Annotated in this window: 19 protein-coding genes; 12 read left to right on the top strand and 7 right to left on the bottom strand. The window is 72.6% G+C overall.

From position 1 onward, the window contains the following. The first annotated feature begins 65 nt into the window (after nucleotides 1–65). Genes ODJ79_RS33495 through ODJ79_RS33485 form a run of 3 tightly spaced genes read left to right on the top strand, consistent with a single transcriptional unit; the run spans nucleotide 66 to nucleotide 4,946 of the window. Entirely contained in the window at nucleotides 66–1,565 is a 1,500-nt protein-coding gene (locus tag ODJ79_RS33495; RefSeq protein ID WP_263027645.1) for a hypothetical protein, read from the top strand. Nucleotides 1,566–1,590: 25 nt separating this feature from the next. Next, a complete protein-coding gene (locus ODJ79_RS33490) occupies nucleotides 1,591–2,370 on the top strand; it encodes an FAD binding domain-containing protein (RefSeq protein ID WP_263027644.1) in 780 nt (259 codons plus the stop codon). Beyond that, complete coding sequence (locus ODJ79_RS33485) at nucleotides 2,367–4,946, top strand: molybdopterin-dependent oxidoreductase (protein WP_263027643.1); 2,580 nt, start codon at nucleotides 2,367–2,369, stop codon at nucleotides 4,944–4,946. The genes ODJ79_RS33490 and ODJ79_RS33485 overlap by 4 nt, the downstream gene beginning before the upstream one ends. Before the next feature lie 61 nt (nucleotides 4,947–5,007). Here ODJ79_RS33485 and ODJ79_RS33480 read toward each other — a convergent pair whose 3' ends face one another. Next, entirely contained in the window at nucleotides 5,008–5,625 is a 618-nt protein-coding gene (locus ODJ79_RS33480; protein ID WP_263027642.1) for a TetR/AcrR family transcriptional regulator, read from the bottom strand. Nucleotides 5,626–5,749: 124 nt separating this feature from the next. Between ODJ79_RS33480 and ODJ79_RS33475 the strand changes: the two genes are divergently transcribed. Next, nucleotides 5,750–6,160 carry a GlcG/HbpS family heme-binding protein gene (locus ODJ79_RS33475; protein WP_263027641.1) on the top strand — a complete coding sequence of 137 codons (411 nt, stop codon included), beginning with the start codon at nucleotides 5,750–5,752 and terminating at the stop codon, nucleotides 6,158–6,160. A 418-nt stretch (nucleotides 6,161–6,578) separates the two neighbouring features. Here ODJ79_RS33475 and ODJ79_RS33470 read toward each other — a convergent pair whose 3' ends face one another. Further along, nucleotides 6,579–6,848: a DUF2277 domain-containing protein gene (locus tag ODJ79_RS33470; RefSeq protein WP_263027640.1), complete on the bottom strand. Its 270-nt coding sequence runs from the start codon at nucleotides 6,846–6,848 to the stop codon at nucleotides 6,579–6,581. A 74-nt stretch (nucleotides 6,849–6,922) separates the two neighbouring features. Here ODJ79_RS33470 and ODJ79_RS33465 point away from each other — a divergent pair, with 74 nt between their 5' ends. Both ODJ79_RS33465 and ODJ79_RS33460 read left to right on the top strand, forming a co-directional pair. After that, the gene (locus tag ODJ79_RS33465; RefSeq protein WP_263027639.1) at nucleotides 6,923–7,681 is read left to right on the top strand and encodes a TetR/AcrR family transcriptional regulator C-terminal domain-containing protein; all 759 of its coding nucleotides are present in this window, start codon (nucleotides 6,923–6,925) and stop codon (nucleotides 7,679–7,681) included. A gap of 6 nt (nucleotides 7,682–7,687) precedes the next feature. Then, nucleotides 7,688–8,074, top strand: a complete 387-nt coding sequence (locus ODJ79_RS33460; protein WP_263027638.1) for a DUF1992 domain-containing protein — start codon at nucleotides 7,688–7,690, stop codon at nucleotides 8,072–8,074. Here the strand turns inward: ODJ79_RS33460 and ODJ79_RS33455 are convergent. The 3 genes from ODJ79_RS33455 to ODJ79_RS33445 form a co-directional block, all read right to left on the bottom strand. Continuing rightward, nucleotides 8,071–8,394 (bottom strand): hypothetical protein, encoded by a 324-nt coding sequence (locus ODJ79_RS33455; protein WP_263027637.1) that lies wholly within the window; start codon nucleotides 8,392–8,394, stop codon nucleotides 8,071–8,073. The two genes, ODJ79_RS33460 and ODJ79_RS33455, sit on opposite strands and share 4 nt — an antisense overlap. Before the next feature lie 21 nt (nucleotides 8,395–8,415). Continuing rightward, complete coding sequence (locus ODJ79_RS33450; protein WP_263027636.1) at nucleotides 8,416–10,035, bottom strand: DUF6114 domain-containing protein; 1,620 nt, start codon at nucleotides 10,033–10,035, stop codon at nucleotides 8,416–8,418. Between the two features lie 80 nt (nucleotides 10,036–10,115). Further along, nucleotides 10,116–10,760, bottom strand: coding sequence for a DUF6230 family protein (locus ODJ79_RS33445; protein ID WP_263027635.1), 645 nt, complete (start codon nucleotides 10,758–10,760; stop codon nucleotides 10,116–10,118). Nucleotides 10,761–11,163: 403 nt separating this feature from the next. Here ODJ79_RS33445 and ODJ79_RS33440 point away from each other — a divergent pair, with 403 nt between their 5' ends. The 3 genes from ODJ79_RS33440 (at nucleotide 11,164) to ODJ79_RS33430 (ending at nucleotide 15,984) form a co-directional block, all read left to right on the top strand. Next, a complete protein-coding gene (locus tag ODJ79_RS33440) occupies nucleotides 11,164–13,254 on the top strand; it encodes a transglycosylase domain-containing protein (protein WP_263027634.1) in 2,091 nt (696 codons plus the stop codon). 97 nt (nucleotides 13,255–13,351) lie between these two features. After that, nucleotides 13,352–15,085, top strand: a complete 1,734-nt coding sequence (locus ODJ79_RS33435) for a phosphatidylglycerol lysyltransferase domain-containing protein (protein WP_263027633.1) — start codon at nucleotides 13,352–13,354, stop codon at nucleotides 15,083–15,085. A gap of 146 nt (nucleotides 15,086–15,231) precedes the next feature. After that, the gene (locus ODJ79_RS33430) at nucleotides 15,232–15,984 is read left to right on the top strand and encodes an SGNH/GDSL hydrolase family protein (RefSeq protein WP_263027632.1); all 753 of its coding nucleotides are present in this window, start codon (nucleotides 15,232–15,234) and stop codon (nucleotides 15,982–15,984) included. A gap of 246 nt (nucleotides 15,985–16,230) precedes the next feature. Here the strand turns inward: ODJ79_RS33430 and ODJ79_RS33425 are convergent, their stop codons facing one another. Then, nucleotides 16,231–16,668: an RDD family protein gene (locus tag ODJ79_RS33425; protein WP_263027631.1), complete on the bottom strand. Its 438-nt coding sequence runs from the start codon at nucleotides 16,666–16,668 to the stop codon at nucleotides 16,231–16,233. 309 nt (nucleotides 16,669–16,977) lie between these two features. Here ODJ79_RS33425 and ODJ79_RS33420 point away from each other — a divergent pair, with 309 nt between their 5' ends. From ODJ79_RS33420 to ODJ79_RS33410, 3 genes are all read left to right on the top strand, one after another. Further along, complete coding sequence (locus ODJ79_RS33420; RefSeq protein WP_263027630.1) at nucleotides 16,978–17,976, top strand: polysaccharide deacetylase family protein; 999 nt, start codon at nucleotides 16,978–16,980, stop codon at nucleotides 17,974–17,976. A 90-nt stretch (nucleotides 17,977–18,066) separates the two neighbouring features. Further along, entirely contained in the window at nucleotides 18,067–19,734 is a 1,668-nt protein-coding gene (locus tag ODJ79_RS33415; RefSeq protein WP_263027629.1) for a family 43 glycosylhydrolase, read from the top strand. Nucleotides 19,735–19,997: 263 nt separating this feature from the next. After that, entirely contained in the window at nucleotides 19,998–22,076 is a 2,079-nt protein-coding gene (locus ODJ79_RS33410) for a GGDEF domain-containing protein (RefSeq protein ID WP_263027628.1), read from the top strand. A gap of 92 nt (nucleotides 22,077–22,168) precedes the next feature. Here the strand turns inward: ODJ79_RS33410 and ODJ79_RS33405 are convergent, their stop codons facing one another. Next, complete coding sequence (locus ODJ79_RS33405; RefSeq protein ID WP_263027627.1) at nucleotides 22,169–22,912, bottom strand: YcnI family protein; 744 nt, start codon at nucleotides 22,910–22,912, stop codon at nucleotides 22,169–22,171. Nucleotides 22,913–22,918 lie beyond the last annotated feature (6 nt).

Here is a 22,918-nt window from a genome sequence, read left to right as displayed (position 1 = left end):
CGCGTACGGGCGTCGGGCTCGATGATTCCGCCCCCGGCCCCCGGGTTCTCGCCGACGATGGGTGCATGGGTCGGCTGTGGCGCGTCGAGGGGCTGGTGCCGGTCAGCGGGGCGGTGGCGTTCCTGCTGCTCTTCGGCCTGCTCGGCGGCCCGGGCGACCCGTCGCCGGCCGCGCCCTGGGTGGGGCTCGGCGTGCTGGTCGCGCCGGCGCTGATGGTGTACGCGCATCGCGGGGCGGCCGCCTGGGCGGGCGTGCTCGCCGCGGTGGTGTGGACGTCGCTCGCGCACACCGCCGCCGCGGCGCTGGTCGCCTGGGCGTACGCGCTGGTGGCGATCGCCCTCACCCGCCGTGACCGGTCCCCGGTGGCCGCGCCGGTCCCGCGGCGCCGGCCGCCGGCGCCGAACGGCCTGCCGCAGGTCGCGGTGCCGACCGAGGTCATCGGGATCGCCGTGCTCGCCCTCGCGACGGCCGGCTTCGTCGCGGTGCTCGCCCGCTACCTCGGGCCGCCCTGGCTGGTCGCGGTGATCGGCGCGTTCGGGCTCGGCTGCGCGCTGCCGGCCCGGGTGGCGACGCACCGAGCGCGGCTGCGGCAATTGTTCGGCACCCCGCAGCCGATGCACGCGGTGCGGGTCGTGGAGCAGACCGGGTACGTGCACGTGCTGCTCCCGCATCCGGGCGGGCTGATCGCGCGGGAGTTCGCCTTCGACACCACTCTCACGCCGAACGAGATACTCGCCCGGCGGCTGACCGTTGCGGCGCCACGCGCGGCAACGCCCGCCCAGCCGGGCGACGACGACGAGCCGCACACGCTGGCCGGGACGCTGTACGGCGACCCGCGCCCGGGCGCCTGGTGCACGGTCGAGGTCGAGGGCCGGCTGCACGTGCCGGTCGGGCCGGTCGGGCCGGTGATCGAGGTGGCCTACGACGTCGTGCAGGGCCTGCCCCGGGAGATCGAGGACGACGAGGAGCAGCTGGTCGACCCGGCGGCGCTGCGACCGGGCGACCGGGGCGCCGACGCGTTCCAGTGCCGGGAGCACCGCATCGCGCCGCAGCGGGCCTGGCTGGCCACCATCGCGATCGGGCTCGGCAGCGCCCTCGCCGCCGGCGAGCTGGCGATGATCGCGGGTGTGCCGCCGATCGTGCTCGCCCTGGCCGCGGCGGCCGCCTGCGGGGTCGGGTACGAGTTCGGCTGGCGCACCCAGCTGCGCCCGCGGCTGCGCTGGCACGCCGGCGGGGTGGCCGCGGTCGGCTTCCGCGGGCCGGACCGGCAGCCGTGGGCCACCGACAGCGGCGTCGTGCACGACGACGCGGGCACGGTCCTGCTGACCGCCGGCGAGTCGGTCCTGACCGTGCCGGTGCCGCCGCCGTGGCCCTCGCCCGACAGCCAGCGCAGCGCGGACGAACTGGTCGCCGCGCTGCGGGACGCCCGGAACCGGTCGTTCACGATCAGCCCGCTGCCGCCGCCGCCCACGATCGAGGTCCCCCGCCGGCCGTGGACGCTCTACCTCGCCTGGTTCGCCTCGCTCGCGGCGACGATCCTGATCCTGCTTCCCGCGAAGGTCTGAAACAACGGGCGCGTAGCGTACGAACGTGGATCTGAACACCGTCGCCGATGTGATCAGTCCGGCCGGGGTCGGCCAGTGGCAGCCCGGCGACGCCTGGCTGGCCGGCGGGACGGTGCTGTTCGCCGAGCCGCGGCCGCACCTGACCCGGCTGCTCGACCTCAGCACGGCGGGCTGGCCGGCGCTGACCCGCCGCGAGGACGGCCTGGAGATCGCCGCGACCTGCACGATCGCCGAGATCGCCGCCGCCGGCCACGAGCTCGTCGAGCGCTGCTGCGACGCGTTCCTCGCCTCGTTCAAGATCTGGAACGTGGCGACGGTCGGCGGCAACCTCTGCGCGGCGCTGCCGGCCGGCCCGATGATCGCCCTGGGCGCCGCCCTGGACGGGACGTGCCTGCTCCTCGGCCCGTCCGGCGCGCGCACCGTACCGGTCAAGGATTTCGTCGTCGGCGAGGGTCTGACCGCGTTGTCCCCCGGCGAGCTGCTCCGCTCGATCCACCTCCCCGCGGCCGCGCTGCGGGCCAGGGCGGCGTACCGGCAAGGCTCGCTGCACCCCCACGGCCGCTCCGGCGTCCTGGTGATCGGCCGCCTCGACGAGCCCGGCCTGACCATCACGGTCACGGCGTCGACCCAACGCCCGTACGTGCTGAGGTTTCCGGCCTTTCCGTCCGCCGAGGTGGTGCAGATCGCGCTCACCGAGGGCATCCCGGACAACGCCTACGTCACCGACGTGCACGGCCTGCCCGCCTGGCGGCGGCACCTCACGAGGCTCTACGCCGAGCAGGTCCGCCAGGAGCTGAGCGCATGAGGATCAACGGTCAGGAGCACGACCGCGCGCCGCGCCCCGGCCAGTGCCTGCGCACCTACCTGCGGGAGGAGGGCTGGTTCGGGGTCAAGAAGGGCTGCGACACCGGGGACTGCGGCGCGTGCACCGTGCACGTCGACGGCGTACCCGTGCACTCCTGCCTCTACCCCGCCCACCGCGCGCGGGACCGCGGCGTCACCACCGTCGAAGGCCTCGCCGGCCCAGACGGCCTGCACCCCGCGCAGCAGGCGTTCCTCGACGCACAGGGTTTCCAGTGCGGCTTCTGCACCGCCGGCCTGATCATGACGACGGCCGCGCTCACCGACGACCAGCGCGCCGATCTGCCGCGCGCGTTCAAAGGCAACCTCTGCCGGTGTACGGGATACCGCGCCGTCGCCGACGCCGTGGCGGGCGTGGTCAACACCGCCGGCCCGGCCCCGGGCGCGTCGGTCGGGGCGGCCGTCGGCGCACCGGCCGGTCCCGAGGTGGTCACCGGCGCCGCCCGGTACACGTTCGACGTCGACGTCCCCGGCGTCCTGCACATGAAGGTGCTGCGCTCCCCGCACGCGCACGCCCGGATCGCCGCGATCGCGGCCGAGGCCGCGCTCGCCGTCCCCGGCGTCGAGGCCGTCCTCACCCACGCCGACGCCCCGGCCCGGCTGTTCTCCACCGCCCAGCACGAGCACGCCGCCGAGGACCCGGCCGACACCCGGGTCCTGGACGACGTGGTCCGCTTCGCCGGCCAGCGGGTCGCCGCCGTGGTCGCCACCTCGGAGGCCGCCGCCGAGGCCGGCTGCCGGGCGATCACCGTCGAGTACGAGGTGCTGCCGGCGGTCCTCGACCCGGAGGCGGCGATGGCGCCCGGCGCCCCCCGGCTGCACGCCGCACCGAACAATGTGGTCGGCGAGCTGCACGCCACGCTCGGCGACGTCGACGCCGGCTTCGCCGAGGCGGAGGTCACCTGCGAGGAGACCTTCACGACCGCCCGGGTGCAGCACGCCAGCCTCGAGACGCACGGCGCGGTCGGCTGGCTCGACGAGGACGGCCGCCTGGTGATCCGGACCAGCTCGCAGACCCCGTTCCTGACCCGGCGGGCGGTGGCGGCGCTCTACGACCTGCCGCTCGATCGGGTGCGGGTGCTGACCGGGCGGGTCGGCGGCGGCTTCGGTGGCAAGCAGGAGATGCTGGTCGAGGACCTGGTGGCGCTGGCCGTGCTGCGGCTGCGGCGACCGGTCAAGCTCGAGTACACCCGGGCCGAGCAGTTCACCTCGGCGACGGTCCGGCACCCGTTCCGGGTCAGCCTCCGGGCCGGGGCGCGCCGCGACGGGACGCTGACCGCGATGCGCCTGCGGGTGGTGACGGACACCGGCGCGTACGGCAATCATGGTCCTTCGGTGATGTATCACGGCTGCCACGAGTCCCTCGCGGTCTACCGCTGCCCCAACAAGGCCACCGACGCCTACGCGGTCTACACCAACAGCGTGCCGTCCGGGGCGTTCCGCGGTTATGGACTGGGCCAGGTGACGTTCGCCGTCGAGTCGGTGCTCGACGAGCTGGCCCGGCAGCTCGGGATCGACCCGGTGACGATGCGAGAGATCAATGTCGTACGCCCGGGCGAGCCCCTCCTGGCGCCCGGTGACCACGTGGACGACCTGTCGATCGCCAGCTACGGCCTGGACCAGTGCCTCGGCCACATCCGCGACGCGTCCTCGGCCCCGGGCGCCTCCGTTCTCCCGGGCTGGCTGGTCGGGGAGGGGATGGCGATCGCGATGATCGCCGCGGGACCGCCCGGCGGCCACTACGCCGACGCGACCGCCACCGTGCTCCCCGGCGACCGCTACGAGATCGCCGTCGGGACCGCCGAGTTCGGCAACGGCAGCACCACCGTCCACGCGCAGATCGCCGCCGACGCGCTGCACACCACGCCCGACCGCATAGTGATACGCCAATCCGACACCGACGTGGTGCGGCACGACACCGGCGCGTTCGGCTCCACCGGCGTGGTGGTCGCGGGCCGCGCGGTGCTGGAGGCGGCCACCGCCCTGCACGAGAAGATCCTCGCCGCCGGCGACACGCCGGTCGTCGGGTTGACCGCGACCGGGCAGTTCGACGGCACCCCACGCTCGGTCGCCTTCAACGCGCAGTGGTTCCGGGTGGCGGTCGATCCGGACACCGGCGAGATCCGCATCCTGCGCAGCGTGCACAGCGCCGACGCCGGAACGGTGATGAACCCGCTGCAGTGCCGGGGACAGGTCGAGGGCGGGGTGGCGCAGGCGCTGGGCGCCACGCTCGCCGAGCACGTCGACATCGACGCGGCCGGCCGGGTCACCACCACCGGTTTCCGGCAGTACCACCTGCCCACCTTCGCCGACATCCCGTGCACCGAGGTCCACTTCGCGGCCACCACCGACGCGATCGGCCCGCTGGGCGCCAAGTCGATGAGCGAGAGCCCGTTCAACCCGGTAGCTCCCGCGCTCGCCAACGCCCTGCGCGACGCGACCGGGGTCCGGCTCACGGCCCTGCCGTTCACCCGCGACCGGGTGTGGGAGGGGCTGCAGCGGGCCCGACGCTCCCCCTAGCGCCGCTCTCCCGCCGCGGCGCGAGCCAGTGCCTCTCCTCTCCCCGGGCCCGCGGCGCGAGCTAGTGCCCCTCCCCGGCCGGCGGCGCGAGGCCGACCAGCTTGGCGAGGAATCGGTCGGCTTGCTCGGGGAAGGGCGGCCAAGGCAGGTCGGGCTCATTGATCCGCAGGGACAGCATGCCGATGACGGCCGTCCGCAGATCGAGCGCGACGGTGGCGGCGTCCCCCGGCGCAGCCACCCCGGCGTCCATGCAGCGCTGCACCGCCGCCGTGGTGCGGGTGAACAGCACCTCTTTGAAGGGCATGCCGACCCTGCTCTCGTGCATCACCTTGTAGAGCCCGGGATGCTCCCGCACCCAGGCGGCCTGCGCCAGGATCCGGGCGCGCAGGCCGAGGGCGGGGTCCTGCTGGGCGGCCTCGGCGTCATCCGCCGCCTGGAGCATCTGCGCATGGCAGCGTTCCATGGCCGCCGCGACGAGCGCGTCCCGGTCCGGAAAGTACAGGTAAACCGAGGTTGGGGAGATGGACACCGCACGTGCGACCGCCCGCAGCGACAGCGCCTCGTCGTCGGCCAGGTCGCCGAGCATCCGCACGGCGGCGGAGATGATCTCCTCCCGCAGCCGCTCCCCCTGCCCGCGCGCGTTGGGGCGGCGAGGGCCGGCCGAGGTGGTGTCGTCCATCGCCCGATCATTCCAGTGGGGTCGGCCGAGCCGGTACGGGCACGGCGGCCTTGCGCTGCGACCGCCTCAGACAATACGCTCGTTCATGCAAGGACAGCTGTCCACCTAACGCGAGGGGTTCGCCATGCCGCTGACACTCCAGGAGGCTCAGACCGTCATCGCCGGCGCGCACGAGCGCGCCGCCAAGATAGATGCCCAGGTCACGGTCGCGGTCGTCGACGAGGGCGGCCACCTGCAGGCCCTCGGCCGGATGAGTGGCGCACCACCGCTCTCCGCCCAGATCGCCGAGACCAAGGCGGCCAGCGTCGCCCTCTTCCGCCGAGACGGCGCCGCACTGCGCCGGATGCAGGAGACCTCGCCCGACTTCTTCGCCCAGCTGGATCATGCCGTGCGGCAGCCCATCCTGATCGGCGCCGGCGCAGCCCTCATCCGGCGGGGAGCCACCATCCTCGGCGCCCTGGCGGTCAGCGGCGGATCGGCGCCCGGCCAAGACGACGAATGCGCAGAGGCCGCACTTACCGTTCTCGCTCCCTGACGCCCTGCGCCGCCGGGTTTCTCCCAACCCCGGCCCTACCCGCCGCCGCGTCCTCCCCCGCCCCGGGGCCGCACCCGCCGCGCTCAGGCCGCGACCCGTCGCCGCGCTCTCTCCCCCCGGGCCGCACCCGTCGCCGCGCTCTCCCCCGGCCCCCGGGCCGCACCCGTCGCCGCGCTCTCCCCCGGCCCCCGGGCCGCACCCGTCGCCACGCTCTCCCCCGGCCCCCGGGCCGCACCCGTCGCCACGCTCTCCCCCGCCCCGAGGCCGCACCCGCCGCCGCGCTCAGGCCGCGACCCGTCGCCGCGCCCTCCCCCGCACCCGTCGCCGCGTCCTTCCCCGCCCCGGGGGGCCGCACCCGCCGCCGCCACGCTCTCCGTCGGCCCGATCCGCGGCCGCCGACGGCCGGGCCGAGACGCGGCTAGGAGGCGTACCGCCGCTCCGCGCGCGCCCGAGCCTTCGCCGCCTCCTCCTCGCGGTTTTTCGGGGCGGCGGTGGTCACCAGCGCGCCCAGCAGGTCGGCCGTGGCGGCCGCGACCGCCGCCACGGCCCGGTCGAACGCCTCCTGGTTGGCCTGGGACGGCCTGGTCGAACCAGCCACCTTCCGCACGTACTGCAGGGCGGCGGCATGAATTTCCGCGGACGTCGCCGGCGGCTCGAAGTTGTGCAGCTGATGGATGTTGCGGCACATCGCGTCTGGTCCTCCCACTAGGGCTGCTGCCAACCTACGCCGAGGGTGCGACAAAACTTCGTACCGTCGACACCATGGCCGAGACGAGGGGCACGCCGCGACCACGCCGGGCGCTGACCGAGCAGGAGATCCTGGACGCCGCGCTGGCTCTGCTCGACGCCGGCGGAGCGGAGGCCGCGTCGATCCGCCGGATAGCCGTCGCCGTCGGGTCCGCGCCGACCGCCGTCTACACCTACTTCCCGGACCGGGCCGCGGTCGAGCATGCCCTGATCGAGTACGTCCTCGCCGAAGTAGCCGCGGACGAGTGCGAAGTGACCGCGGACGAGCGCGAAGTGGCCACGGACGAGTGCGAAGTGGCCACCGACGAGCGCGAGGTGACCGCGCAGAAACGCCCCGATGACTGGCGGGAGCGGGTGGAGGTGCTCACCGCCGACCTGCGCCGGCAACTGCTCGCCCACCCGGGCGTGATCCCGCTGATGCTGGCCGGCCCGATGACCGGCCCGCACGCCCTCCGCCTCGGCGAACACCTCCTCGACCTGCTGGCCGCCGGCGGCCTCGATCCGGCGTCGGCGGCCCGTGGCTCGTACCTGCTGATGGTCTATGTCCTGGGCGCGACCTCGCTGGAGGTGGCCGACGCCCCACCCGGACTGCTCGCGCCGGAGGCGGAGCGGATCGCGGCCCTCCGCGCCGCGCTGAGCGACGTGCCCGCCCAGGCGTTTCCGCGCACGGCCGCCGCGGTCGGGGTGACGGCCACCTGGACCGGTGCCGAGCAGTTCCGCTGGGGGCTGCGACGGCTGCTGGACGGACTGGCGGCCGAGGCGGAACTAGACTGACCGGGTATGACGCACTGGTACGAGTCGTCGATCGACCGGCAGCTGCGGGAGGCGACCGAGCGCGGCGAGTTCGACAACCTCGCCGGCGCCGGCCGGCCCCTGCGTGACCACGGCCGGGAGTACGACGAGGACTGGTGGGTCAAGGACTGGCTGGAGCGCGAGGGCGCGACCGCCGGCGTCATCCCGCCCACCCTGGCCCTGCGCCGCGAGGTGGAGGAACTCGAGACCCGGGTCGACCGAATGTCCGCCGAGCGCGAGGTCCGCGACTACGTCGCCGAGGTCAACGAGCGGATCCGCCGGGCGCGGGTGGGCCTGATGGACGGCCCGCCGGTGCTTCTTCCGCCCCGCGACGCCGACGAGGTCGTGTCCGGGTGGCGGGAACGCCGGCCTTAGTACCGCCGTCGAGACGGCCGACGCCTCTTGTTTGCGGAGATCAGGGAATGCAGGACCACCGCTAGTGCGGCCGCGAACAGGCCGAACACCCAAGCCGCCACGGTCCAGCAGTAACGGGCCGCCAGCCAGGCCGCCGCCGCGGGCGTCGCCGGCAGCAGTGCCAGCCAGACGGACTCCACGACCTTGTCGATCACCCGCCGCGGAGCGCCGAGACCGACGAGGTTCTGCAGCCCCACCCGCACCGTGTGGAAGAAGAACAGCAGGCCCGCGGCCGCCCAGCCGGTCACCATCACCGCGACGAGGGAAAGCACTCGGCCCAACCGGGGTCACCTCCAGGATCGTTACCCCTCGATCTTCAGCGGGTCGCCGGTCAGCGTGTCGCAGCGGACGTACGCCAGCTTGACGGTCACGTCGGTGAACCAGAGGACCGGCAGGGTCAGCGGCGGCGGCTGGTCCGGGGTGAAGGTCACCGGGATCACGCCGAACAGCTTGCCCTTGAGCTCGGTGGTGTAGAACTTCACCGTCCCGCTGGTGGTCAGCTCCTTGCTGGTGATCACCGTCTGGTGGCCGGCCTTCTCGTCGATGGTCAGCTTGAACGGCTTGTTCACGGCCTTGTCCATGGTGAACTTCAGGGCCTTGAACGAGCCGCCACCGGCGGTCGGCATGTCGACCACACCGTCGTACGTCGAGTTGTACAGGGTCAGCGAGTCGACCTCCATGACGCCCGGCTTCTTCGCCACCAGCGGGATGTCGTCCGCGCTTGCCACCTTGCCGATGACGCGGGGGCCGAGGCAGGGGATCACGTCGTCGCTGGAGGTGGGCGAGGCGGTGGTCTTGGTGGGGTCAGCGGTGGGCTCGGTGGTGGCGGAGGAGGACGACTCCGCCGGGGCGGTCGTGGTCGGGGCGGTCGTGGCTGGGGTGGTCTCCGGCGCAGTGGTCTCCGGCGTCGCCGGCGACGTGCTCGGAGCGGTCGACTCGTCGCCGATGCCGAGCAGGTTGCCGACGCCGTCGACGACGTCCTTGATGCCGTCGACGACCGCGTTGCCCTCGCTGGTGGGCGTGGGGGCCGCGGTTGTCTTCTCGGCGGCCGCGGTCGACTTCGCCGCCGCGCTCGTCTTCTTGACCGCCGCGGTCGTCTTCGTCAGCGCCGGGGTCGTCTTCTTCGCCGCCGCGGTCGTCTTCTTCGCCGTGGCGGCCTTCGCGGCCGCCGCAGTCGTGGTGGTCGCGACGGAGGGCAGCCCGTCCGGGCAGGTGTCGTCGGCGCGGGCCTGCAGGTTGCTGCCGGCCACCACGATGGTGGCGGTCACCGCGAGCGGGATGAGCGCGACCGCCATGGCCCGCGGGTTACGGGCCACGCGCTGCAGGGCGCTCGCCTTCGGCGGCTCGGCCGTGGGCGGTTCGGCGCCCTGGCCGGCCGGCCGGATCGGCCGCTCGTCGTGCGGCCGGTCGTCGTGGCCGGCGACCTCGATCCGCTGGGTCTCGTCGATGTCGCGCGGCCCGTACTGGTTGAAGATTTCGTCGCCGACGTCGACCGGCCCGTCCTGCTGGTGGTCGGTGGGCTCGTCGGTGGGCGGCTCGGCGATCTGGTCGCCCGGCCGCGAGCGCGGCGGTCCCCAGGCGATCACCAGGGCGCCGCCGAGGATGCCGAGCAGCATGCCGACGATGAAGCCGCCGAGGTTCAGGCCGATGAACGAGTAGAGCGCGGTCAGCGTGCCGATGATGCCGTAGAACAGGCGCTGGGCCGGGGTGAACATGCAGAGCAGGCCGCACAGGATCAGCACGGCGGGCACCACGTACGAGAGGAAGCCCTGCTGGCCCATGTGGATCTCGAGATTGCCCAACTGCTGGTTGGCCGTATAGAACATCTCGAGGCCGGAAAGCAGCAGAAGCAGGCTGCCCCAGAACGGCCGCCGCCGCCGCCAGTGCCGGAACTTGGCCCAGAAACCGTCAGTCGCTGCCACTACTTGCCCTTCCACACGGGTGTACCTGTCACAAAGTGGTGGGGCCCGCGAGAGGTCTCGCGGGCCCCGGGAATGCCGGATCAGCCGTTGAAGCAGTCCTTGTTCTGGCCCACGTACAGATGCAGGTTCATGCCCTGCAGGACGAACGTCGACGCCGAGGTGGACGTCGCCGTCTGCCGCAGGTTGTCGATGTGCACCTTGTCGGCGCCCTGGCCGAAGCCGCCGACGTCGCCCGCCGGCACACCGCTACCGGCCTGGTCGAGGGTGCTGGCGTCCTGACCGATGTTGATGTTGGTGAAGGTCGCGTCGCCGCTGAGGTCGGACATGCCGATCAGCAGGTTGTCCGCCTGGACCGCCTTGTTGTCGGCGGTCTTGCCGGCCTCGATCCGCAGGCTGATCGGAATCGACGTACCCGGGATGTTGCCGACGACCGACTGGCACAGGTCGTGGATCGTGGCGGACTTGATGCCCGACTTCGCCACCGGCATGCGACTGTTGGTGCTGGTGACGAGGTCGGAGCCGCTGTACTGGGTGAAGCCGGTGCCGTCCAGCGACGACGCGGTGAGGTGGAAGCTCTGGCCGGAGATGGAGAAGCTGGCGGCCAGCGCACCCTGAGCGAGCGCGACCACCAGACCACCCGCGACGACGGTGGGGACGCCCACCGCGACCGCGAAGCGGCGCCAGTTGGTACGGCCCTCGGTCACGGCGTCTTGCGAATCCTTCACGGATCCTCCTAGGGAAGTCAGACGGCGCGCAGGCCTCATTGCGATGGGCTCGCATCGACGGGCGACCCTGTCGATCTTCCGCCAGCAGAGAGGTTCGTCGATGCCGTCGTTTTACGTGCGGGAAATGTTGCCGCCCCAGCTCAGCGGTTACAAGTCCCAGAGCTACCAGTCAGTAACCCAGGTCACCTCGGACCGACTACCGAGAGTAATATTCACCTTCTGGAAGCGGGGATTTCCCGGCCTAATCTGGACAGAAGTGGTGCCGATAACTCCTGTGTTGGTCACCAGCGGTAAGCGGGCCGAAAGAGTCACGGATCCATAACGAAACCCAGGTTGTGCTCAGGTCCCGGTGCTACGGACTAGAGGTCGGACCGTTTCACGGATCTTGGAAAGGATCTAGGGGATGACACCGGAAGGAACCGGACACGGGCGTGGGAGCGCGCTCGGCCGGCTGGGCGGCGTGCTGATCCTGATCGGCGTGCTCGTCGGCGTCGCGGCGATACCGACCGGGGCCGTCCTGATCTCCGCCGCGCACTGGTCCGAGCAGCAGCGCGCCGACCTGCCCGCCCAGCTGCTCAACCCGCCGACCGCCCAGGTCACCCGGGTGTACGCCAGCGACGGCAAGACGCTGATCACCACGTTCTACGACGAGGACCGGCACGACGTCACGCTCGGCCAGATCGCCCCCGTCATGCAGCAGGCGATCGTCGCCGCCGAGGACGTGCGCTACTACCAGCACGGCGGCGTCGACCTGAAGGGCGCCGTCCGGGCGCTGGTCGCCGACGCACGCCGCGGCGCGGCCGCGCAGGGCGCCTCGACACTGACCATGCAGGTGGTGCGCAACGTCCTGAAGGACGACCCGACGCTGACCCCCGCCGAGCGGGCCGCGGCCACCGCGGACACCCCGGAGCGCAAGCTCAAGGAGGTGCAGTACGCGCTCGAGCTCGAGCAGCGCCTCTCCAAGCAGCAGATCCTGCAGAACTACCTGAACATCGTGTACTTCGGCGACGGCGGGTACGGCATCGAGGCGGCCGCCCGGCGGATCTTCGGGGTCACCCCGGCCCGGCTCGACCTCGCCCAGGCCGCGATGATCGCCGGCATCGTGCAGTCGCCCGACGCCGACAACCCGCTCAGCGGGGACAGATCAAAGGCCAAGGCCCGGCAGCTGTACGTGCTGGGGGCCATGCAGAAGGCCGGCATGATCACCGCGGCCCAGCAGCGGACGGCGGCCGCCGAGAAGCTCACATTCGCCGGCACGGCCCCGCCGAACGGCTGCATGGACGCCGCCGGCACGGCCGACGGCTGGGGCTTCTTCTGCGACTACGTGCGTACCTGGTTCGACGCGCAGCCGCAGTTCGGCAGCACCGTCGCCGAGCGTGACACGGCGCTGCGCCGCGGCGGCTACACCATCGTCACCACCCTCGACCCGGACCTGCAGCACACCGCGGCCGCCGAGTCCCGCTCCGTCTACGGCCTGACCAGCAAGAAGGTGCTGCCGATCGCGGTGGTCCAGCCGGGCACCGGCAAGGTGCTGGCGCTGGCCGTCAACCGCCACTACAGCACCGCGAAGGGCACCCAGAACACGGTGAACCCGCTGGTCAGCGGTGGCCCCAAGCTGTACGGCTACCCGTCCGGCTCGACCTTCAAGATGTTCACCATGCTGGCCGCCCTGGAGGCGGGCATGCCCCTGGACACCGGCTTCGACGCGCCGGCCAAGCTGCGCACCGAGTGGCCGGACAACGGTCCGGACAACTGCGGCGGCAAGTACTGCCCGGGCAACGCCAACCCGGGCTGGATGGACGGCTACCGCACCATGTGGACCGGGTTCGGCCGCTCGGTGAACACCTACTTCGTCCGCCTGGAGGAGCAGGTCGGCCCGGCCGCCGCGGTGGCCGAGGCGAAGAAGCTGGGCATCGCCTTCGCCAACCCGGCCGACGCCGAGATGGCGAAGACCGGCGCCGGGAGCTGGGGCTCGTTCACCCTCGGCGTCGTCGACACGACTCCGCTCGAGCTGGCCTCGGCGTACGCGACGGTGGCCGCCGAGGGCACCTACTGCCGGCCGCTGCCGGTTCAGTCGATCACCGATGCGCACGGTCAGAGCGTCGCCGTCACGAGCACGTGCAAGCAGGTGCTCGACCCGGACGTGGCGCGGGCCGCCACCGACGCGGCCCGCTGCCCGGTCGGCCAGCGGGGCACGTTCGGCGAGTGCGACGGCGGCACCGCCACCCAGGTCAACTCGATCATGGGCAGGCGCCCGGTGGCCGGCAAGACCGGCAGCACCGAGGACCACCGCACCGAGACGTTCGTCGGGTTCACCGCCACCGCGGTGGCCGCCGGCATCGCGGCCGACCCGGCGAACCCGTCGGACCTCGTCGGCAGCGCGGTCGAGGCCGACGTGGTGACGGCGGTCGGCCGGGTGCTGCGCGCCGCGGTCGGCGACGGCGACTACGCCGGCTTCACGCCGCCGAGCGAGCAGATCGCGTACGGCGGGTGAGCACGCCGGCGCTCTCCGCGTCCCGACGGAGGTAGCACTCAGCTAGAAAGCAGCTTCTTGTCTAGTGCTTCACAGCTTGCACACAGATGATGGCGTCATGATGCAGCCCGGGTTGGCACGGCCGCCTCTTTCCCGGCGGACGATCGCCCGATTCGTTCAGCTGGCCGGCCTCTTCGACGTCGTCACCGCGCTGGTGCCCCGCCCGCACAGCCGGATGGCCGAGTTCGCGCACTACGTGCCGGCCGCCGGGGTGCTCTCCGCCCACGCCGCCACCATCGTGGTCGGCATGCTGCTGGTCTACCTGGGTGCCGGACTGCGCCGCGGCAAGCGCCGGGCCTGGCAGGTCGCGGTCGGGCTGACCGCGCTCTCGATCGTGCTGCACCTGGTGAAGGGCCTCGACTTCGCGGCCGCGGGGGTCGCCGGGGTGCTGCTGATCATGTTGCTGGCCACCCAGGACCGGTTCACCGCCGTGGCCGACCCGACCAGCCGCTGGCGCGCGCTGACCGCGCTGGTCGGCTTCACCCTGGCCGGCTTCCTGCTCGGCTTCCTCGAGATCGCGATCCGGGCCAACCACCTGCTGGGCACGCCGGGCGTCATCGCCTGGGCCGAGGAGGCCGCGCTCGGGCTCGTCGGCATCGACGGGCCGGTACATTTCCAGTATCGACTCGGCGCCGACGCGGTCGCCTACACCACCGGGGCGTGCGGCCTGCTCGCCGGCGGGATCGCGCTGGTGATCCTGCTGCGACCGGCGCCGCGGCGGCCCGAGCGCGACGAGGCGAGCGAGGAGCGCCTGCGCGAGCTCCTGCGGCGGTACGGCAAGGCCGACTCGCTGAGCTACTTCGCGCTGCGCACCGACAAGTCGCTGATCTGGGCGCCGAACCGGGCCGCGGTCGTCGCCTACCGGGTGGTCAACGGGGTGAGCCTGGCGGCCGGCGACCCGATCGGCCCGGAGTCGGCATGGCCCGAGGCGATCGGCGCCTGGCTCGGCGACGCGAACCGGCACGGCTGGACCCCGGCGGTCCTGGGCTGCGGCAACGCGGCCGGCAAGGCGTACCGGAAATGGGGTCTCGACGTCGTCGAACTGGGCGACGAGGCGATCGTGGACACCGGCACGTTCTCGCTGACCGGCCGGCCGATGCGCGGCGTGCGGCAGGCGGTCAACCGGATGCGGCGGGCCGGCTACCAGTGCCGGGTCGTCCGGCAACGCGACCTGACCCCGGCCGAGCTGGCCGACGCGGTCCGGGCCGCCGACCTGTTCCGCGACGGGCCGGTCGAGCGGGGCTTCTCGATGGCGCTGTCCCGGCTCGGCGACCCGCGGGACGCCGACTGCCTGCTCGTGCTCTGCACCGACGCGCAGGGCGCGCTGCGCGGGCTGCTGCAGTTCGTGCCGTGGGGCGCCGACGGGCTGTCCCTCGACCTGATGCGCGGCGACCGCACCGCCGACAACGGCCTCACCGAGCTGATGGTCACCGAGGTCCTCGAGCAGTCGCCGGCCATGGGCGTACGCCGGGTGTCGCTGAACTTCGCGGTGCTGCGCTCGGTCTTTGCCCGGGCCGAGGAGCTGGGCGCCGGGCCGGTGCTGCGGCTCTGGCACCGGCTGCTGATGGCCGCCTCCAAGCTGTGGCAGATCGAGTCGCTGTACCGGTCGAACGCGAAGTACCAGCCGCAGTGGGCGCCGCGTTACCTGTGCTTCCCGACCGCCCGCGACCTGCCGCGGATCGCGGTCGCCGCGATGACCGCCGAGGCCTTCCTGCCCGAGCCCCGGCTGCCGCGGCTGTCCCGGCTGCGCCGAGCGCCGGAGGACGAAGCCACCGCGCGGGCGGCCGTGTGACCTTCCGCCGGTACCCGGCGGCCGCCGGCCCGTCCGGGTACTCTTCTGCGGGTATCAGGATCGGCGATGGCTCGGAGAGCGGTTCGGCTTCGGATGGAGGGACCATCATTCGACTGGTTCGCCGCCCACCTGGCCCGGCCGGCTTCGTGCGGCGCCCGCTGCTGCTCCCCGCCCTGCTGATGGCGGTCGCCCTGCTGATGGCGTGTGACACGGCGTCCGCGGCCGACACGGTGCCGAGCGCCACGCCCGGGACGGGCACAACGCCGTCGGTGGTCACCCTGGGCGATTCGGTCGCGGCCGGCGCCGTGTGCGGCTGCGATCCCTTCCCGGCCCTGTACGCCAAGGGCCAGCACGCGATCGACGTGAATCTGGCCGAGTCCGGCGCGACCGCCTCCGACATGCGCGACCAGCTGCCCGGCGACCTCGGCGCCGTCTCCCAGGCCGCCCAAGTCGTCATCATGATCGGCGCCAACGACGTGGCCGACACGATCGACGACCCGACGACCTACCCGGCCGCCGCCGCCGGCGTGCAGAGCGACGTCACGGCCACGATCGCCGACATCGAGAAGGCGCACACCGTCCCGGTGATCGTCCTCGGCTACTGGAACGTCGTCCTGGACGGCCAGGTGGGCCAGCAGACCTACGGGCCGAACGGGGTGAAGGACGCCGCCCAGGCCACCTCCATGATCAACAACGCCCTGCAGGCCGCCGCGTCGACGAACGCCGACGCCGAGTACATCAGCACCGAGCCGGCCTTCCACGGCGCCGACGGCACCGACGACCCGACCGATCTGCTGGCCAGCGACGGCGACCATCCGAACGCCGCCGGGCAGGCCGCGATCGCCGCCCTCCTGCCCCCACTCCCGGCACCCAGCACCGCGGCGGCCACCCGCCGCTGACCCCACCGGCACCGCGGCGGCCACCCGCCGCTCACCCACCGCCGTCGCGCTCCGGAACCGGCCCGCCCGCGCCGGGCAGGCGCGCGCCCCGCACCGGGCCGCCAGCCCCCGGAAGCGCCCGGCACCGCGCCCCTGAACGCCCGGAAGCGCCCGGCACTCGCGCCCCTAACGCCCGGAAGCGCCCGGCACTCGCGCCCCTGAAACCGCCCCGGAAGCGTCCAGCAGGCCTGGCGCCGCCCGTCCGCCTCAGGCGCGCACCACCAACGTCTTGGCGAACATGTCGCCCAGCCGGCGGCGACGGTCCGAGTTGATCACGATCAGGAAACCGACCAGGTAGGCGAGGATGCCGTCGATCAGGCGCCAGAGGGTGCGGACGAAGCCCGACAGCAGGCCGGGTACGCGGCCGGTCTGGGCGTCGACCACGCGGATGCCGGTGACGAACTTGCCGACCGTGCGGCCGGTCAAGCCCTCCAGCAGCGTGTAGTAGAGAAGTACCACGACGAACAGGCGCAGGCCGCCGCCGAAGGTCAGCGTGGTCATGTCGAAGCCGGATGAGGGCCGGCCGGTGCCGAAGAACCGGGCGAGCAGCGAGGCGATGGCGCCGAGGACGATGCCGTCGAGGAGGGTGGCAACCACTCGCCGGCCGGTCACGCGGACGTTCGGCTGGGCGTACAGGTACGTCATGATCCGATGATGCGCCGCGGGCGCAAGTGCTCCGAAACTTTCGGCCACGCTCGCAGCTCAACGCAGCGCTGGACACCACAAAACAACGGGCAAAGCGCCCTGGCCTGGCACTACACGGCCCTCCAATTTCCGACAACTTTCCGGAAGTTGTTGACACCGGGCGACGCGCGGGCCAATACTGGCGCAATCGACGAGGCTCGATAACTCCCCCGCCGCAGCGCACGTCGGCTTCCACCGGCCGGCTCGATGCGGGCTGCCCGTCCCCGCCGGCGGCGTCCCCTTCCGCCGGCCGTCACGAGAGGTGTGCACATGAACGCTCCCCCGAACAGACGCGTACGACCGCTGGCCGCCGTCTTCGCGCTGATCGTCGCCGCCACCGGGGTCGCCGTAACGGCGCTCGACACGCCCGCCCAGGCCGCCACCTGCAACGGGTACGTCGGGCTCACGTTCGACGACGGACCCTCCAACGACCACACGCCGGCGATTCTGAACGCCCTGAAGGCCAACGGGTTGCGGGCCACCATGTTCAACGAGGGCCAGTACGCGGCCGCCTACCCGAGCCAGGTGGCGGCCGAGGTCAGCGCCGGAATGTGGGTCGGCAACCACAGCTACACCCACCCGCATCTGATCCAGCAGTCGCAGGCACAGATCGACTCCGAGCTGTCGCGTACGCAGACCGCCATCGCCAATGCCGGCGGCGGTACGCCCAAGCTGTTCCGGCCGCCCTACGGCGAGACGAACGGCACCCTCCAATCGGTGGAGGCGAAGTACGGCCTCACTCAGATCATCTGGGATGTCGACTCGCAGGACTGGAACGGCGCCAGTGTCGACGCGATCGTCGCGGCCAACGCCCGGCTGACCAACGGGCAGATCATCCTCATGCACGAGTGGCCGGGGAACACCCTCTCCGCCATCCCGCGTATCGCGCAGGGCCTGGCGAGCCGGGGCCTGTGCGCCGGCATGATCTCGCCGCAGACCGGCCGGGCCGTGGCCCCGACCGGCGGCGGGGGCGGCGGAGGCGGCGGCGGGGGCGGGGGCGGCGGCAGCTGCACCGCGACGCTGTCGGCCGGCAGCACGTGGAGCGACCGCTACAACCTCAACGTGAGCGTCAGCGGGTCGAACTCGTGGACGGTCACGATGAACGTCCCCTCCCCCGAGAAGATCATCGCCACCTGGAACATCACCGCGAGCTACCCCAGCGCCCAGGTGCTGACGGCGAAGCCGAACGGCAGCGGCAACAACTGGGGCGTCACCATCCAGACCAACGGCACGTGGACGTGGCCGACGGTCTCGTGCAGCGTCACCTGACCCACTCACCGAAGACAGGGCGCGGCGGTCCACGGGGCGGCCGCGCCCTCGGGTATGGCCTTTCCGCAACGCATTCACGATGATGCTGGGATGCGGAGAGCTGCCTGCCGGGCGTACGCAATCTTGCTCTTGATCGTCGGTTCGATCGCGGTGTTGTCGCAGCCCGCGCTCGCATCGAACTCCCCCGTCGGACGGATCGCGGACGACCCGATCGCACACGACCCCACCATGATCAAGCAGGGGCGGTACTACTACGCCTTCATCACCGGCGACATCGCCACCCGCACCTACCTGCCGATGAAACGGTCGACCGACCTGCTGCACTGGGAGGAGCTCGGGCCGGTCTTCACGACCGCGCCGGCGTGGATCCCGCAGCAGCTGGGCGTCACGCCGGGCGACTTCTGGGCGCCGGACATCTCCTACTACCGCGGCGAATACCGGCTCTACTACGCCGCCAGCTCGTTCGGCACCAACAACTCGGTGATCGGGCTGGCGACAAACCGGACGCTGGACCCATCGAGCCCGGAGTACCGGTGGGTGGACCGCGGGATGGTGCTGCGATCGACTACTTCGGACAATTTCAACGCCATCGACCCCGATCTGGTCGTCGATTCGGCGGGCGCCCAGTGGCTCGCGTTCGGCTCGTTCTGGGACGGGATCAAGCTGCGGCAGCTCGACCCGGCCAGCGGCCTGGCGGGCGACCCGGCCCTCTACTCGCTCGCCTCCCGCGGCGGGGCCTCGATCGAGGGCGCGTCGATCGTCCGGCACGGCGGGTACTACTACCTGTTCGCCAGCCTGGACTACTGCTGCCGCGGGGTGGAGAGCGACTACCGGGTGGTGGTCGGGCGCTCGGCCGGTGTGACCGGACCCTACCTGGACCGTTCCGGCGTGCCGATGCTGACCGGCGGCGGGACCGAACTGCTGCGCGGCTACAACGAGTTCCGCGGGCCGGGCGGCGGCGACGTCTACCGCGATTTCTACGTGCACCACTACTACGACCGGTACGACAACGGCGCGCCGAAGCTGTCGGTGCGGCCGCTGCGCTGGGCGGGCGGCTGGCCGGCGCTGGGCGACCCGCTCTCCGGCAGCGTGCGGATCGGGCACGGCCCGGCCTACCTGACCCTGGTGAACCGGGCGGACGGGCGGGTCATGTCCAACGCCACCTGCGGCTACGAGGGGGCCGACATCACCCTCGCGGCGCCGTCCGGCAGCACCTGCGCGCAGTGGCGGCTCGACCCGCGCGACCCCGGCTACGTGAGCATCGACAACCGGTTCAGCAACAAGATCGCCGAGGTGGCGGCCTGCGTGAACGCGGAGGGCGCCCGGGTCGCCCAGTGGGGCTGGCTGCACAACGACTGCCAGCAGTTCGCGGTCGAGCCCGCTTCGGACGGGTGGTCCACGATGAGCAGCAAGCTCAACGGGCGGGTGCTGCAGCCCGCCGGCTGCACCGGCGACGCGATCCAGACGGCCACCGCGACCGGCGCGACCTGCCAGGAGTTCCGGCCGCAGCCGGTCGGCGCGGTGCTGATCGCCGACCCGGCCGGGACGCGGGCGCTGAACGCGTGCGGCCCGGCGATCGCGTTCCGTCCGCCGGGGCCGGCCCGCTGCCAGCAGTGGCGGTTCACGCATGTCGGCGACGGGTTCTACCGGGTGGTGAGCGGGACCGGGCGGGCCCTGCGCGGCGAGTGGCGGATCGAGACGACCCGGCTGGTGAGCCGGGACGGCACGGCCCTGCCGTCCGATCTGGACACGCCGTGAGTCCAGACCCGTAGCACGCGGGCCGCGGCGTTGGCCACCTCCGGTTCGTCGGCCGTGCGGCGGAGGCCGCCGGCATCTTGACCTCGGGCGAGGCGCTGGCGGAGGCCGGCGTTGCGGTCCGACGGTGCCGCGCGCAAAGACAACGTCATCTGGGCAAACCCTTCCGCCGGTGTCCTGCTCCCGTGCTGCTCCCGCCGGTTCCTTCAGTTTTGCAGCTTCCTCCGTCGATTGGCTGGCCAGAACGGATCGGTCCGGCGGAGGAGGTGGGGACGACGAACGCGTCATTGCCCAGCGAGATGCCCCGCCGCCGCCTGCACACCGTCCGGGCCACGGCAGCGCTGAGCGTGCTGGCACCGCTCGCCTGTCTGCCGTACCTCGCCTTCACCTGGCCGGCCGGGAACCGCCCCGCGATGGTGGCGATCTGCACGGTCATGATGCTGTTCGCCGGTTTTGCCGTCATTCGTGCGGACGCCATCGAGCGGTCCCGATACCGCGTGGTCGCCCAGCTGACCGGGCTCAGCCTCAACGTGGTCGGGTTCACCGTCCTGGGCTGGCTCGACGGCGGGGTGAACAGCACCCTCGGCGCCGTATTGCCGCTGCTGATCATTCTGCTCGCGCTCGGCATGCCACTGCGGCCCTTCCTTGCCCTGGCGGCCCTCGGCGCGGCCGGCTACTGGGCGACCGCCCTGTCCGGCGGCCCCGGCCAGCTCGGCTACGCACTGATCTACACGATCCATGTCGGCGGCGTCTCGATGCTGGCGATCCGGTACTCCGCGGCCATGGTGTCGCTGCAGCGCCGGCTCGGTGCCCTGTCGCGGACCGACCCGCTGACCGGCTGCCTCAACCGGCGCGGCTTCGAGGAGCGACTGGCGGCCGAACTCGCCGAGGCGGACCGGACCGGCACCGGCGCCGTCATGTTCCTGGTCGACCTCGACGGCTTCAAGACGATCAACGACAAGTACGGCCACCAGGCCGGTGACGATCTGCTGGCCTGGACCGGCCGCACCCTCACCGAGCAGTTGCGCGTCCGCGACGTCGTCGGCCGGGTCGGCGGCGACGAGTTCGCCGCGGTGCTCGGCGGCCTCGACCCCGACGACGTGCCCGCGGTGCTCGAACGCCTGCATGCCGGCCTGCGTGGGGTGGCCGCCGCCGGCATCGGGTACGCCTGTTACCCGAGCGAGGCCGACACCCCGCAGGCGCTGCGGGAACTTGCCGACCAGCGCGTCTACCTCGACAAGGCGGCGCACGACCGGACGGTGCCGGCGGAGGTCGCGGTCGCCGGTGTCCGCGGCGACAGCGCGCGGCACCAGCCGGCCACGGTCTCCCAGCACGAACGACGCCACCGCGCGATCACCAACGCCGGGCATGTCAGCCTCTTCACCGCGGGCCTGGCGCTGGTCTACGTCCTGTTGATGGCGACCGGAAACCTGCACCGCTGGCTCATGGCCGCGCTGCTGGTGGCCGCCTGCTCGGCGGCCGTGGCCGTCATCGCGGCCTCGGCCCGGCTGAGCCGGACCCGGGCGGCCCGATTCATCATGCCGGCCAGCGGGGTGGTGCAGTTCGCCCTCTGCTCGGCCGTGGTCTGCCTCGACGGCGGCGTCAACGGCACCCTCGGTTTCGGCATGATCACCTTGATGCCGCTGGTCGCCCTGGTCACGCCGAAGGTGGGCCGCATGTCGCTGCCCCTGATCGCGGTCTGCTACCTGGCCGTCGCCGTGTTCGTCGGGGAAGCGACCCCGTGGTACGTGCTCACCCACCTCGGCGGCGCGCTGGTCGTGTCGATGGCGTTCGCCGACCGGGGCCGCGTCGCCGCCGCGCAGCGCCGCCGGATGCGGGAGCTGTCCCGGGTGGACGTGCTGACCAAGTGCCTCAACCGGCGCGGCTTCCTGGAGCGCTCGGCCGACCTGCTGACCCGCGCCCGGCTCGCCGGTCGCGACCTGTCGCTCCTGATCCTCGACCTCGACCGGTTCAAGGAGGTCAACGACTCCGCGGGGCACGCCGCGGGCGACGAGCTGCTGTGCTGGGTGGGTGCCACGTTGAAGGAGCGGTTGCACCCGCAGGACGTGGTGGGCCGTTTCGGCGGCGACGAGTTCGTCGTCCTGCTCGCCTCGTGCGGCGCCGACGAGGTCGACGACGTGGCCGGTGACATCACGGGCGCGCTGGCGCAACGCATCGGCGTCAGCGTCGGCGCCGGCCTCCTCGGCCGCGACGGAACCGACCTCGACGAGTTGTACTCGCACGCCGACGCCGAGCTGTACCGGCAGAAGCTGGCCCGCGGCCGGGGGCGCAGCCGCCGCCTGGCCGCCGCCGACGGCAGCAGCAGCAGCACACTCGCCGCATAGAGGCTGCTTGCGCCCCGGGGAAAGCCCCGGAAAGCCCCGAAAGCCCCGGAAAGCCCCGGAAAGCCCCGAAAGCGCAAGCAGCCGCGGGTTGGTCATGCGCCGGTCGGGACCTTCTTGTCGTCGGCGGCGGACGACGAGGACGAGTCCGACGCGGCCGCGGGCTTGCGGGCGGAGCGCTGGAACGCCAGCAGGGCGAGGATCAGCCCGAGCAGGCCGGCCACGAAGCCGGCGACGGCGAACGCGTCCGGTCCGTCGGAGTCGGCCGAGCCGGTAGCGGCCGGGGCGGCCGCGGCGGGGGCGGTCGCGGCGGTGAGCTTGAGGACCGGGGCCGGGTGCTCCGGCTCGGTGCCGTCCGTGGTGGGGTCGTCGATCCAGCGGACGATGTCGCCGTCGGAGTACGTCTGCAGGGCCTTGAAGACCATCTGGCCGGACTCCGGGAGCGGGCCGAGCGAGACGTCGAACTCCTGGAACTGGCCGGGCTTGATGGCCGAGCTCGCGTCGGCGGTCCAGGTGATCTTCGTGACCGCCTCGGTGATGTCGCCGTCGTCGGACTTGATCGGGGTGGCCAGCTTGGTCTTGTCGGCGACCGCGGTCCAGCCCGGGAGCGGCTTGATCGAGACCGACGCGACCGGCTGGCCGGCGGGCAGGTTCACCTCGAGCTTGGTGGTGTTCGCGCTGTCCTTCTCGTTGGGCACCCGGAAGGTCACCTTGGTGTAGCCGCCGGGCGTGGCGGTGTTCGGGTTGACGGTGACGTGCGCCGAGGCCGGGGCGGCCAGCGCGAGGGTCAGGCCGCCGACCACGGCGGCCACCAGGGCCGAGCGCTTGAACAGGGACATCGGAGT

The organism is Actinoplanes sp. KI2 (assembly GCF_025630775.1).
Taxonomy (GTDB): Bacteria; Actinomycetota; Actinomycetes; order Mycobacteriales; family Micromonosporaceae; genus Actinoplanes.
Note: the sequence above shows the minus strand (reverse complement) of the source record. Positions and strands in the feature narration are given on the sequence as shown.